The organism is Lacisediminihabitans sp. (assembly GCF_043726815.1).
Lineage (GTDB): Bacteria > Actinomycetota > Actinomycetes > Actinomycetales > Microbacteriaceae > Lacisediminihabitans.
Genome location: NZ_JAYSJZ010000049.1, coordinates 1 through 12,738 on the forward strand (window position 1 = coordinate 1; position 12,738 = coordinate 12,738).

12 protein-coding genes and 1 pseudogene are annotated in these 12,738 nt (G+C 67.5%); 11 read left to right on the forward strand and 2 right to left on the reverse strand.

All coding sequences use genetic code 11. The features are described 5' to 3' along the window. Positions 1-237 precede the first annotated feature (237 nt). The 9 genes from rpsB (at position 238) to ACHZD8_RS05680 (ending at position 6,964) form a co-directional block, all read left to right on the forward strand. Complete coding sequence (gene rpsB / locus ACHZD8_RS05640) at positions 238-1,314, forward strand: 30S ribosomal protein S2 (RefSeq protein WP_394769184.1); 1,077 nt, start codon at positions 238-240, stop codon at positions 1,312-1,314. Positions 1,315-1,323: 9 nt separating this feature from the next. Then, complete coding sequence (gene tsf, locus ACHZD8_RS05645) at positions 1,324-2,151, forward strand: translation elongation factor Ts (protein WP_394769185.1); 828 nt, start codon at positions 1,324-1,326, stop codon at positions 2,149-2,151. A 174-nt stretch (positions 2,152-2,325) separates the two neighbouring features. Then, complete coding sequence (pyrH, locus tag ACHZD8_RS05650) at positions 2,326-3,039, forward strand: UMP kinase (protein WP_394769186.1); 714 nt, start codon at positions 2,326-2,328, stop codon at positions 3,037-3,039. A 43-nt stretch (positions 3,040-3,082) separates the two neighbouring features. Further along, on the forward strand, positions 3,083-3,634 hold the full coding sequence (gene frr, locus ACHZD8_RS05655; RefSeq protein ID WP_147783797.1) for a ribosome recycling factor: 552 nt from the start codon (positions 3,083-3,085) through the stop codon (positions 3,632-3,634). Next, a complete protein-coding gene (locus tag ACHZD8_RS05660) occupies positions 3,635-4,621 on the forward strand; it encodes a phosphatidate cytidylyltransferase (protein ID WP_394769187.1) in 987 nt (328 codons plus the stop codon). It abuts the gene before it with no gap. A 42-nt stretch (positions 4,622-4,663) separates the two neighbouring features. Beyond that, positions 4,664-5,215, forward strand: a complete 552-nt coding sequence (locus ACHZD8_RS05665; protein ID WP_394769188.1) for a DivIVA domain-containing protein — start codon at positions 4,664-4,666, stop codon at positions 5,213-5,215. Positions 5,216-5,280: 65 nt separating this feature from the next. Next, positions 5,281-5,895, forward strand: a complete 615-nt coding sequence (locus ACHZD8_RS05670; RefSeq protein ID WP_394769194.1) for a transglycosylase SLT domain-containing protein — start codon at positions 5,281-5,283, stop codon at positions 5,893-5,895. Between the two features lie 55 nt (positions 5,896-5,950). Continuing rightward, entirely contained in the window at positions 5,951-6,247 is a 297-nt protein-coding gene (locus ACHZD8_RS05675) for a hypothetical protein (RefSeq protein WP_394769189.1), read from the forward strand. A gap of 6 nt (positions 6,248-6,253) precedes the next feature. Continuing rightward, a complete protein-coding gene (locus ACHZD8_RS05680; RefSeq protein WP_394769190.1) occupies positions 6,254-6,964 on the forward strand; it encodes an alpha/beta hydrolase in 711 nt (236 codons plus the stop codon). A gap of 12 nt (positions 6,965-6,976) precedes the next feature. Here the strand turns inward: ACHZD8_RS05680 and ACHZD8_RS05685 are convergent, their stop codons facing one another. Next, entirely contained in the window at positions 6,977-8,029 is a 1,053-nt protein-coding gene (locus tag ACHZD8_RS05685) for an AI-2E family transporter (protein ID WP_394769191.1), read from the reverse strand. Positions 8,030-8,051: 22 nt separating this feature from the next. Further along, a complete protein-coding gene (locus tag ACHZD8_RS05690) occupies positions 8,052-10,037 on the reverse strand; it encodes a DivIVA domain-containing protein (RefSeq protein ID WP_394769192.1) in 1,986 nt (661 codons plus the stop codon). A gap of 336 nt (positions 10,038-10,373) precedes the next feature. Here ACHZD8_RS05690 and ACHZD8_RS05695 point away from each other — a divergent pair, with 336 nt between their 5' ends. Next, positions 10,374-12,107 carry a hypothetical protein gene (locus tag ACHZD8_RS05695; protein ID WP_394769193.1) on the forward strand — a complete coding sequence of 578 codons (1,734 nt, stop codon included), beginning with the start codon at positions 10,374-10,376 and terminating at the stop codon, positions 12,105-12,107. Beyond that, positions 12,104-12,738: pseudogene (locus ACHZD8_RS05700) on the forward strand (co-chaperone YbbN); the annotation flags it as partial. The gene ACHZD8_RS05695 and the pseudogene ACHZD8_RS05700, both read left to right, overlap by 4 nt.

Genomic DNA, 12,738 nt, shown 5'->3' on the forward strand with positions numbered 1-12,738 from the left:
GAGGGCCCCGCGGGCCGGTGCTACACTCGAAACCAGCACTCCACCACGGTGGGGTGACTACGCGTGCCCACTGCATCCCTTGGATGTGGCACACCTCCACCAGTCCCCACTCGTTCTCACGGGTCGGGCGGACGTGTGCCAGAGCACCAGGATTGGCCGCCGACCGGCGGTCATAAGAAACTGAAATAGCGTCGTGCCGTGCAACAACGCGGGCGTGCGCAGAAAAGGAGACGGCTCATGGCCGTTGTTACCATCCGCCAGCTGCTCGACAGTGGCGTGCACTTCGGACACCAGACGCGTCGCTGGAACCCGAAGATGAAGCGATTCATCCTGACCGAGCGCTCGGGCAGCCACATCATCGACCTGCAGCAGTCGCTCCAGTACATCGACAAGACCTATGACTACGTCAAGGAGACCGTCGCCCACGGCGGCACCATCCTCTTCGTCGGCACCAAGAAGCAGGCCCAGGGTTCGATCGAGGAGCAGGCGCAGCGCGTCGGCCAGCCCTACGTCAACCAGCGCTGGCTCGGTGGACTCCTCACCAACTTCCAGACGGTCTCCAAGCGTCTCGCGCGCATGAAGGAGCTCGAAGAGGTCGACTTCGACGACACCACGCGTGGCTACACGAAGAAGGAACTCCTCATCCAGCGCCGCGAGCTCGTGAAGCTGCAGAAGAGCCTCGGCGGTATCCGCAACCTCACGAAGACCCCGTCCGCGATCTGGATCGTCGACACCAAGAAGGAGCACCTCGCGATCGACGAGGCGCACAAGCTGGGCATCCCGGTCATCGCGATCCTCGACACCAACTGCGACCCCGACGAGGTGCAGTACCCGATCCCGGGTAACGACGACGCCATCCGCTCCGTGGGACTGCTGACCCGCATCATTGCGGATGCCGCTGCCGAGGGCCTCATCCAGCGTCACCAGAAGCCGGCCGAGGGCGAAGCCGTCGAGCCGCTCGCCGCGTGGGAGGCCGAGCTTCTCGCCTCCTCCGAGACCCCGTCCACCGAGGCCGAGAAGATCGAGGCCGTTGACGGTCGCGTCGAGTCCACGGAGTCGAACACCGAGGCCGTCGCCGAGGTCATCGCCTCCGAGGTGCCGGTCGAGGAGAACGACGCCGACGCGGTTGTCGCCGAGCACGAGGCCGCCGCAGACGTGACCATCGTTCCGGAGCACCACGTCGAGTCCGACGCCGAGACCGAGGCCAAGATCGAGGCCGAAGCCACCGAGGCCGAGAAGACCCCGAAGGCCGCCGCGAAGCCGGCAGCCGCCAAGAAGCCAGCCGCTGCAGTCGCAGCCGACGAGACCAAGTAAGGAACAGCCATGGCAGACTTCAGCCTGGAAGACCTCAAGACCCTGCGCGAGCGCCTCGGCACCGGCATGGTCGAAACCAAGAACGCCCTCGTCGAGGCGGGCGGTGACCTGGACAAGGCCACCGAGCTGCTTCGCCTCAAGGGTGCAAAGGGCAACGCGAAGCGTGCCGACCGCTCCACGAGCGAAGGCCTCGTCGCGGCGAAGGAGAGCGGTTCGACCACCACGCTCATCGAGCTGTCCTGCGAGACCGACTTCGTGGCCAAGGGCGAGAAGTTCGTTACCCTCGGCAACACCGTGCTCGACGCCATCGTGGCCGCCGGCGCCACCACGCCGGAGGAGGGCCTCGCGGCTCCCGTGAACGGCGAGACCGTGGCGGACCTGATCGGCAACGAGGCGGCCATTCTCGGCGAGAAGATCGTTCTCCGCCGTGTCGCCGTTATCTCCGGCGAGAAGTTCGCCGTCTACCTGCACAAGACCAACAAGGACCTCCCACCGCAGGTCGGCGTGGTCGTGGGCTACTCGGGTGACGACGCGGAGACCGCTCGCAGCATCGCGCAGCACATCTCCTTCGCCGACCCGCTGTACCTCAGCCGTGATGAGGTCCCGGCCGAGCAGGTCGAGGCCGAGCGTCGCATCGTCGAGGAGATCAGCCGCGGCGAAGGCAAGCCAGAGGCCGCGCTTCCGAAGATCATCGAGGGCCGCGTCAACGGCTTCTTCAAGCAGGTCGTGCTCCCCGAGCAGGACTACGCCCGCGACAACAAGCAGTCCGTCGCCAAGGTGCTGAAGGATGCCGGACTCACCGTGAACGGCTTCGCCCGTTTCAAGGTCGGCGCCTAACCACCTCGCACGACACGAAGGCCCGGACCACGTCTGACGCGGTCCGGGCCTTTTCGCGCACGCCTGTCGGTGCCCGTGGCCGCCGCGCCACGGACGGCGCCGGGACGACTCACCGGGGGAGTGGGCCAGTCCGCATCCGATAGCCTGTAACGAGCCATAAACGAAGGAGACAGCATGACAGCCGCGCGCAAGAGACGGGTTCTGCTGAAGCTCTCCGGTGAAGCATTCGGTGGCGGCGCCATCGGCGTCAATCCGGATGTCGTGAGCGAGCTGGCGAAGGAGATCGCCGCGGCGGCGCAAGACGTGGAGGTCGCGATCGTCGTCGGAGGAGGCAACTTCTTCCGCGGAGCCGAGCTCAGCCAGCGCGGCATGGACCGTGGACGTGCGGACTACATGGGCATGCTCGGCACGGTGATGAACGCGCTCGCCCTGCAGGACTTCATCGAGAAGGCCGGCGTGCAGACCCGCGTGCAGTCCGCGATCTCGATGACCCAGGTGGCCGAGCCGTACATCCCGCGTCGCGCCGAACGCCACCTCGAGAAGGGCCGCGTCGTGATCTTCGGCGCCGGCGCCGGCCTGCCGTACTTCTCCACCGACACCGTCGCCGCCCAGCGCGCGCTCGAGATCGGTGCCGACGTGGTTCTCGTGGCCAAGAACGGGGTGGACGGCGTCTACGACGACGACCCGCGCACCAACTCCGACGCCCAGAAGCTCGAGCACGTCACCTACCAGGAGGCGCTCGTGCAGGGCCTCAAGGTCGTCGACTCGACCGCCTTCAGCCTGTGCATGGACAACAGGATGCCCATGGTGGTGTTCGGCATGGAGCCGCACGGCAATGTGACCGCCGCCATCCGGGGCGAGCGGATCGGCACGCTCGTCTCCGTCTAGGCCGATAAACTCAGTTAGTCCCAATCCCCTGAAGGAGACCTCAGTGATTTCCGACGTCCTGGCCGAAGCAAAAGAAAAAATGCACAAATCGGTCGAAGCCGCCAAAGACGACTTCAGCAATGTCCGCACCGGTCGCGCGAATCCGGCTCTCTTCCAAAAGATCCTGGTCGACTACTACGGCTCGCCGACCCCTCTCGGGCAGCTCGCCGGCATGAGCAATCCCGAGGCACGCACTCTCGTGATCACGCCGTACGACAAGGGCGCGCTCCGCGAGATCGAGCGGGCGATCGTGAACGCGCCCAACCTGGGCGCGAGCGTCGGTAACGACGGCGTCATCATCCGCGCCACCCTGCCGGAGCTCACCGAGGAGCGCCGCAAGGAGTTCGTGAAGATCGTGCGCGCCAAGGGTGAGGACGCGAAGATCTCGATCCGCAACATCCGGCGCAAGGCCAAGGACGACCTCGACGCGCTCAAGGAGGTCGGCGACGACGAGGTTGCTCGCGGCGAGAAGGACCTCGAGGCCATCACGAAGAGCCACATCGACGCGATCGATGATGCCTTGAAGAAGAAGGAAGCCGAGCTTCTCGAGGTCTAGATGACGGATCCCCCAGAAGGCGAACCGCCGGCGCCGAAGAAACGACTTCGCTTCTTCAAACGCGAAGACATTGAGGCGCGTGCACACGCGTTCGAGGAAGACTTCAAGACCCAGGTCGCCGTGACGCGGGCCCAGATCGACGCGACCAACGTGAAGATCGAGGCACGCACCGGCCGCAACCTGCCGCTCGCGATCCTCATCGGCGTGGGGCTGGGACTCGGGCTCGTGTTGAGCCTCGTCGTCAACAAGGCGTTGTTCATGATCTTCGCGGGCGCGCTGGTCGGGTTCACCTCCTTCGAGCTCGCGAGCGCGCTGCGCTTCGCCGGCCGGGACGTGCCCCGCTGGCCCACCCTCGTCGCCGCGCTCGCCACGGTGCCTGCGGCCTACTACTGGAGCGACGAGGGCAAGTGGCTCGTCACCCTGGCCGGCATCGTCTTCGTGGCCCTCTGGCGCCTCGCCGAACTCGCCGGTGCGAGTCATCGGGCAAGCTCCCGCGAGGTGCTGGCGGATGTCGCGGCCGGCACCCTGGTGCTGGTCTACGTGCCCTTCCTGGGCAGCTTCGCGGTGCTGCTCACCGCGCAGCCCCGTGGCGAGTGGTGGACGCTCGCCTTCCTGCTGCTCGTGATCGCGATCGACACGGGGGCCTACGCGACCGGCCTCTCGTTCGGCAAGCATCCGATGGCTCCGCGAATCAGCCCGAAGAAGACCTGGGAGGGGTTCGCCGGCTCGGTGACGACCGCCCTCGTCGGCGGCGTGCTGCTCGCGCTGTTCATGCTTCACGAACAGTGGTGGTTCGGGCTCATTTTCGGGGCGGTGATCGTCTTCACCGCCACGGTCGGCGACCTCACCGAATCGCTGATCAAGCGCGACCTCGGCATCAAGGACATCAGCACCTGGCTGCCCGGCCACGGAGGGTTTCTCGACCGGCTCGACTCGATCCTGCCGAGCGCGGCGGCCGCCTACATCCTCTATCTGTTCGTGCATTAGGCCCGGGCGCCTCTTCTCTGGCGCATAGGGCAGAATAGGCGCGTGAGCACTACCTTTCCCCGCACCCGAAACTCCCGACGCGGCTACAGCATCGACCAGGTCGAAGACTTTCTCGAGGACGCCCGCCGCGCGTACGCCGCCGACCTGTCGGGTCCGGCCGTCGTGACGTCGGAGAGCATCCGCCGGATGGCCTTCGAGATGCAGAAGGGCGGATACTCAGCGGTGCATGTCGACGCGGCGCTCGAGCGCCTCGAGGATGCCTTCGCCAGCCGGGAACGGGAGCGCGCAATCCAGCTGATGGGCGACGAGGCCTGGTACACCGAGGCCAAGGCGATCGCCCAGGAGATCCTCAATCGTCTCGCCCGGCCGGCCGGCCAGCGCTTCGATCGCGCGAACTTCCTCAGCAACGGCTACAACCGCAAAGACGTGGATGCGTTCGCCGACCGACTGGTCAAGTACTTCCAGGAGGGCAAGCCGATGAGCATCGAAGAGGTGCGTACGATCGCCTTCCGTCCGGGCAGGGGCGGGTACCGCGAGGCCCAGGTGGACCTGCTCATCGACTCCGTCGTTAACGTCATGCTGGCGGTGCGCTGACCCCTCGATGGGCTTTTTCGGCGCTTCTGGGCTAAAATCGAAACATCGTGGGTAGTCGTCAGAGGATTTCGTCGCCCCAGGTTCCCGCATCCGGGACCGGGGCCGGGCCTCGTGGGCACCACATCCGCCGCCGTAACTTCCTGCCGACCTTCGCTTTTCTGGCCGCGGCGGCCCTGATGCTGGTGCTGACCATAGCCCCCGACCGCACCCCTCCCGTCAACGCGGAGCCCGCGGCGTTCGCCCCGGGTGAGGTGCAGACGCTCAGCGTCTCCGCCGACCTCGCGGTCGACATCACCCGGGACAGCTACAAGGTCACCAAGAAGGTCGTCGTCGTCGCTCCCAAGCCGGCGTCCGGGGCCCCGGCCGTCGGTGTGCCGGACCCGGGCACCGCCCAGGCCATCGGCTACGAACTCGTGCACGCCAGGGGCTGGGGCGATGACCAGTACGCCTGCCTCGTCTCGCTCTTCAACAAGGAATCGCACTGGAACGTGTACGCGAGCAACCCGAGCGGTGCCTACGGCATCCCTCAGGCGCTCCCGGGTTCCAAGATGGCCACGGCCGGCGCCGACTGGGCCACCAACCCGAGGACGCAGATCACCTGGGGACTCAACTACATCCAGGGCCGCTATCTCACCCCGTGCGGGGCGTGGGGCCACAGCCAATCCAGCGGCTGGTACTGATCCGTCGCTCGACTGCGTCTGCGTTCGGGCTGGTCCGAGAGCTTAGAGTTAAGCAATGCCCAGATCCAATCGCCCTCGAGGGGCACGCCCGGGCGACGACGAGTCGGAGATCGACCTGAATCGCGCCCTCTACGGCAGCCTGCGCACCGAGACGAAGCGCGACGGCGCCTGGAACGTGCAGCCGGTGTCTGCGACCTCGGCGGCGAAGACCTACATCTGCCCGGGCTGCGGCCTCGACATCACGCCGGGCACGGCCCACGTCGTGGCCTGGCGCGCGGACGGGCTCATGGGTGAGGCCGACGGCATCGCCGCCCGGCGGCACTGGCACGCGCACTGCTGGAAGATCAGGTAGACCGCCGTGGACGTCAAGGCCGGCGTGATTCTCCCGGCCCGCCGGGAAGACGTGGAGTTCCACACCTCGGACGGGCTCACCCTGGTGGGGGAGCTGTCCCTGCCGGTCTCCGCGGCCCCGGTGGCCACCATCGTGGCGTTGCACCCGCTGTCGACCCACGGGGGCTTCATGGACTCCCACATCATCCGCAAGGCCGCGGCTCGGCTTCCCGCCCTGGCGGACCTCGCCGTGCTGCGCTTCAACTTTCGCGGGGTCGCCTCCCCGCGCGGGGTATCCGGGGGAGAATTCGGCCACGGCGTGGACGAGCGGCACGACCTGGCGGCGGCGATGGAGTTCGTCGCCGAACGCGGCCTGCCGCATCCCTGGCTCGTCGGCTGGTCGTTCGGCACCGAGGTCGCGCTGAAGTACGGGCTCGAGTACCCGATCGACGGCGCGATCCTGCTCTCTCCGCCGCTGCACAGGACTTCGGATGCCGAGCTCGCCGCGTGGGCAGGGAGCGGCAAGCGACTGGTGGCCGTGATCCCCGAGCTGGACGACTACCTGAGGCCGGCCGAGGCGGCCGCGCGATTTGCGGTTGTACCCGAGGTCGAGTTCGTGGCGGTGGAGGGCGGAAAGCACCTCTGGGTGGGGGAGAGCCAGACCAGACGGGTGCTCAGCGAGATCGTGCTGCGCCTCAACCCGGCGGCGCTGCCGCTGCCGGACACCTTCGCCGAGTGACGTCGGAGCCGTTTACAGTTCGTTCTGTCGCGGCACAAGCACCTGGTCGATGATGAGCAGCACGGCCGCGGCCACCGGGATCGCGATGAGCGCCCCGAGGATGCCGAGCAGCGATCCGCCGGCCAGGGCCGCGATCACGACGACCGCGCCGGGCACCTTGACGGCCCGCGACATCACTCGCGGGTTGATCACGTACGCCTCGATCTGCATGTACGCGAGGTAGTAGATCGCGACCCAGAGCGCGATCCCCGGTCCGCTGAGCAGCAGGGTCGAGAGCACGATGATCACGCTGCCCGTGATGGTTCCCACCAGCGGCACCAGGGCGAACAGGAACGCGATGAAGGCGAACAGTGCGGGGTACTTGAGGCCATAGATCGACATGATCGACAGGAAGATGAAGCTGAACAGGCCGTTAGCGAACGCGATGGTGCCCTGGCCGACGACGTACCGGCCGACGGATGCCGTGATCTGCTCGGCGAGGTCGGAGAACGCGGCGCGCTTCGACGCCGGCACGAGCCGGTAGAGCCCGCGCTTCATGTTGGAGAGTGAGGCGACGAAGTAGAGGGTGAGGATGAGGATGATCACGAACCCCGCCGCACCGCTGAAGATGCCGATGCCCACGGAGAGGATGCCGCCGCCGATGGTCGCGGCGTTGTTCTTCAGCCAGGTGCCCGCGTTGGTGAGGAGCTCGTTGAGGTTGATCCAGCTCGGGAGGCTCTTCTGGGTGTCGGTGATCCAGGTCGACTCGGTCACGGTCTTGATGAAGTCCGGCAGGTTGGAGAGCAGATTGCTGACCTGGTCGACGATCACCGGCACGACGGCGAACACGAGTCCCACGAACACGGCGACGATGCCGAGGAGCACCGTGAGGATGGCCGACCAGCGCGGGAACTTGTGCTTCTCGAGCCACGACACCGCCGGGTCGATCCCGAGCGCCAGGAAGAGCGCGGCGCCGATGTAGGTGAGGATCGTGGAGAGCGAGGTGACGGCGGAGCCGATCCCGATGGCGACGATAACGCCGAGGCCCCCGAGGAGTCCGACCCGAAAGGCGTTCTGAATCTTCACGGCGTCTCCCCCGGATCGTGGATTACTTGTCGGTAGCGACCTTTTCGGCCTGGGTCAGCACGCTGCGCAGGCTCTCGAAGTAGCCGGCGACCGCTTCGCGTTCGATTCTAATTTGTGAGAGCCGCTCTTCCGCGTCAGACACGAGCTGCGCCGTGCGCTTTTCGGCGTCCTTGACCATGGCCTTCGCGCGCGCCTCGGCATTGGCCAGGATCTCGGCGGCCTCGTCGCTGGTCTTCGCGCGCAACGCCTTCGCCTCGGCGCGGGCGTCCACGTCCACGGTGTCGGCCTCCTTGCGCTTCGCGGCGGCGGCCTTCGTGGCCTCGGCGAGCTGCGCGTTGGCCTCCTCGAGGTACTTCTGGGTCTGGGCGACCGCCTCCTGGTGCTTGGCTAGGAATTCCTTCTCCGCCTCGTCCCGGCGCGACTTGAGCTCCACATCCAGGTCGGTGCGGGCCTGCTCGGCATCGAGCGCGAGCCGGGTGCGCGACTCGGCGGTGTCGTGCTTCAGCTGCGCCGTGGTCTGCTCGACCTCGCGGGTGACGTCGGCCAGCTTCTGTTCGACCTCGCGGCTGACGTTGGTGCGCTGCTGTTCGATGTCGTGGGCGAGGCTGGCGCGCTCGGCGGCGATCTCCGCCTCGACGATGGCCTTCGCCTCCGTCACCTCCTGAGCCAGCTGCTTGCGGGTGCGCTTGACCTCGAGGTCGACCTTCGCCCTGGCGGACTTGGTCTCCTGTTCGACCTTGGCGCGAGCGGCCGAGGTCTCCAGCTCGAGGGCATCACGTGCCGTCGTGGTCTCGAGTTCGATGGCGGCGCGAGCCGCCGCCGTCTCCTCCTCAAGCGTGGCGTGGGCGAGGGCCATCTCCTGCTCGAGGGCGTTGCGCGCCGCGTTCGTCTCCTCTTCGAGGGCGTTCCGCGCGGCCGTGGTCTCTTCCTCGAGGGTGTTGCGTGCGGCGGTGGTCTCTTCCTCGAGGGCGTTCCGCGCGGCCGTGGTCTCCTGCTCGAGGGCATTCCGGGTTGCGGCGGTGTCCTGGTCGAGGGCCGCGCGTTCCGCCGCGGTGTCCTGCTCGAGGGTCGTCCTGGCGAGCGTGATCTCCTGCTCGAGGCTGGACCGCGCCTCGGCGATCTCCTGCTCGAGGGCGGTGCGCGCCGCTGCGGTGTCGTGCTCGAGTTGGGCGCGGGTCTCCTCGATCTCGCGCGTCAACTCGGCGCGACGGGTGTCCGTGGTCTGCTCGAGCTCCACGCGGGACGACTCGATGTCCCGGGCGAGGTCGGTGCGCTGCTGCTCGACATCGCGGGCGAGGTCGCCCCACTGCTTTTCGCTCTCGCTCGTGAACTCCGCGCGGCCGATCTCGGTCTCCCGGGCCAGCTTCGCCGCGGCATCCCTCGCCTCGGTGGCCTCGCGCACGGCGACGAGCCGCAGCTCGGCCGATTCGCGCTCCGCCTCCGCCCGCACCGCGGCGGCCTCGCGCTTCGCTGTCGTCCTGGCCTCTGCGGCCTCCGTCGCGACGGCGCCCCGGATGGCCGCGGCCTCGCGCAGGGCGTCCTGGGTGACGATCTCCGCCTCATCCCGCGTGCGCTCGAGCAGCTCCGACGCCTCGAGCGTCGCGGCGTCGAGGATGCCGCTCGCCTTCACGTGGGCGTCCGAGACGACCTTCTCCGCGTTCTCGACGGACTCGACCTTCAGGCGGTTGATCTCCGCCTGCACGCCGCTGCGCAGGCGCTCCGCGTCGATGTCCGCCTGGCTGATCAGCCGGGTGGACTGCTCCTCGGCGACCCGGAGGGTGTTTTCGAGTTTCGTGCCCAGGCCGCTGTAGGTGGGGCTTCCGGTCTCTTCGATCTCCGCCTGGAGGTCTTCGACAGTCGCATTGAGCCGCTTGAGCTCCTTGGCGGCTTCCGCCTTGTCCTGGTTGGCCTTGATCAACTCGCGCCGCAGGTCCTGGATGGCGCTGTCCACCTCGTCGCGATTGTAGCCGCGCATGGCAGTGGTGAAGGTCTCGTCGTCGGTAGCCACGGTTCTCCTCGTGCGTTTGTGGTCGGACGCCGGGCGACCCGGGCCGAGCCATTCGAGTTTAGCCTGAGGCGACGACGGCCATGGGCCCGAATTTGGGGTCCGCCGGGCGGTGAATTCCCCGGATTTCGGGGCCTCAAGGCGTCTCTCAGGGTGGTTGCGCTACTCTGGGTTGTCTTTGTCTGTTGCCACCCCGGGTACTTTGCCCGTGGCCGCCGGGGCTGAACCCTCGGTGAGAGCCGTCGCCATCATCGCGATTGGGGCTGTCGACCGCCGGTCGAGCACGGCAACACGAGAGGAGTAACCCCAGTGCGATTTATCGCGGCCATCGTCACATTCGTGATCGCTTTCGGAATGATCGCCTACGGCATCGCCCAGCGAACCATTCTGGCCGAGCCAGACAGCATCACCGCCTCCGCGGTCGTCCCGAACGACGCGACGGTCTCGGTGATCAGCAGCAAGACCCTCAAGGCCCTCGACGGCCGCCAGAGCGTCACCATCGAGGGACCGGACAAGGTGTTCGCCGCCTACGGCCGCACCGAGGACGTTCTCGCCTGGGTGGGAAAGGCGAGCTACAACCGGATCGGCATCAACTCCGCCAAGACCGCGCTCACGAGCAAGCTCGTCACGGGTTCCGAGACCAAGGTGCCCGATCCCCGCGGCTCCGACCTCTGGCTCGACGAGTACTCGCGCACCAAGAGCCTCAACTTCTTCGTCAACGTGCCGGACGACATCTCCATCGTGGTCGTCTCGGACGGCGCGAAGCCGGCCCCGAACCACCTCACGATCAGCTGGCCGCTCGACAACCGCACCCCGTGGTCCGGTCCGCTCCTGGTCGGCGGCGGGCTCCTGCTGCTCATCGGCATCGGCATCTACCTGTGGGCGCTCGCGCATCTGCGCCGCTCCCGTGGACCGCGTCGCAAGACGCCGAAGATGCCCAAGGTTCCGCGCCAGCGCGGGTACAAGCCGCGAAAGACCGGGGCCATCGCGGCAAAGGGCGGACGCCGTTCGACCTCACGCCGCATGATCGCGGTCGTGCCGATCCTGCTGGTGGGCAGCGTGGCGCTGAGCGGATGCTCGGCCGACCTCTGGCCGGAGTTCATGACCGGCGGCTCGAGCCCCACCGCCACCCCGACGCCGACCGCGACGGTGCCCGTTGGCGAGAAGCTGCAGGCGCCGTCGGTGACGCTGCCGCAGCTCAAGAACATCGTGGCGAAGGTGTCGGCTGTTGCCGCGAAGGCCGATGCCGCGATCGACCCCGAGCTGCTGAAGAGCCGATTCGAGGGCCCCGCCCTCGAGCTGCGCACGGCCAACTACGCCATCCGCAAGGTGGACAACACCTACAAGGCCCCGGCGGCCATCCCGGCTGGCGAGGTGAACGTGACGCTGCCGCAGCAGTCGAACACTTGGCCACGCACCGTCTTCACCGTGGTGACACCCACCGACAAGACCGTGCCGCCGGTGGCGCTGATGCTCGTGCAGGCCACCCCGCGCTCCGACTTCAAGGTGGACTACGCCACCGAGTTCGAGGCCGGAGCCAAGCTGCCCGGCGGCGTTGCTCCCGCGAACATCGGGGCTCCGCGACTGCCCGACGAGACGAAGCTCTTCACGCTCCCGCCGTCGAAGCTCGCCCTCGCGTACGGCGACATCATCGAGAAGGGGCCGACGAGCGAGTTCGCGAAGTACTTCGACCTCAAGAACGACGCCCTGCTGACGCAGATCGGCTTCGACAAGCGCAAGGAGCTGCAGGCCAAGGTGCCCGCGACCGCCGCGCTGACCTTCGCGAACAGCAATGGTCCGGGGGACAACATCACCCTGGGAAGCAACAACGCCGGCGCGATCGTCACGGTCTACCTGAACGAGACCTTCACGGTCAAGCCGGTCGAGGCCGGGGCATCCGTGAACCCGGAGGGCGCCGTGAAGTCGCTGTCCGGCATCACGGGCACCACAAAGGGTACGGTTGCGGTATACGGCGACCAGTTGCTGTTCTACCTGCCGCCTGCGTCAAGCAAGAACAAGATCGTGCTGCTCGGTTTCGCCACTGGACTCATCTCGGCTAAGGAGCTTCCGTGACCAACACCCCGCCCTCTTCGGCCAACCTCCGGGGGGCAGTCGACCTGTCCTCCCTCGTTCGGCCGCCGGCCCCGCCCGCGGGAGCCCCGGTCGCACCCGCGGCCGTTCCCTCCCTCGTCGTCGACGGCACGGATGCCAACTTCACGGGCATCCTGGACCTCTCGCAGACCGTGCCCGTGGTCGTGGAGCTCTACGTGGGCACGCCATCGCCGACCCTCACCCGGGTCGTCACGGAGTACGCCGGCCGTTTCGTGCTCGCCACGGTTGATGCCGCCGCCAACCCGCAGCTGCAGCAGGCGTTCCACGCCACGGCGGCTCCCACCGTCGCCGCCGTGATCGGCGGACGCCCCATCGCCCTCTACGAGGGCGAGCTTCCCGAGGCGGATGTCCGGCAGGTTCTCGAGCAGCTCGCGACACTGGCCGCGCAAAACGGCGTGACCGGCACCGTGTCCCCGGATGCCGCGGGCGCCGTCCCGGCGGAGCCGGAGGAGTTGCCGCTTCCGCCGCACCACCAGGAGGCCTACGACGCCATCGCCGCCGGCGACTACGACACGGCGATCGCCGAGTACAAGACGGCGATCGCCCAAGATCCCCGCGATCGGCTCGCCGTGGCTTCCGAAATCCATGCATT

Bases quoted from the DNA above. Each gene is read 5' to 3' on its own strand.
- pyrH (WP_394769186.1), top strand. From the start codon at position 2,326: ATGACAGCCGCGCGCAAGAGACGGGTTCTGCTGAAGCTCTCCGGTGAA.
- rpsB (WP_394769184.1), top strand. From the start codon at position 238: ATGGCCGTTGTTACCATCCGCCAGCTGCTCGACAGTGGCGTGCACTTC.
- ACHZD8_RS05675 (WP_394769189.1), top strand. From the start codon at position 5,951: ATGCCCAGATCCAATCGCCCTCGAGGGGCACGCCCGGGCGACGACGAG.
- ACHZD8_RS05660 (WP_394769187.1), top strand. From the start codon at position 3,635: ATGACGGATCCCCCAGAAGGCGAACCGCCGGCGCCGAAGAAACGACTT.
- tsf (WP_394769185.1), top strand. From the start codon at position 1,324: ATGGCAGACTTCAGCCTGGAAGACCTCAAGACCCTGCGCGAGCGCCTC.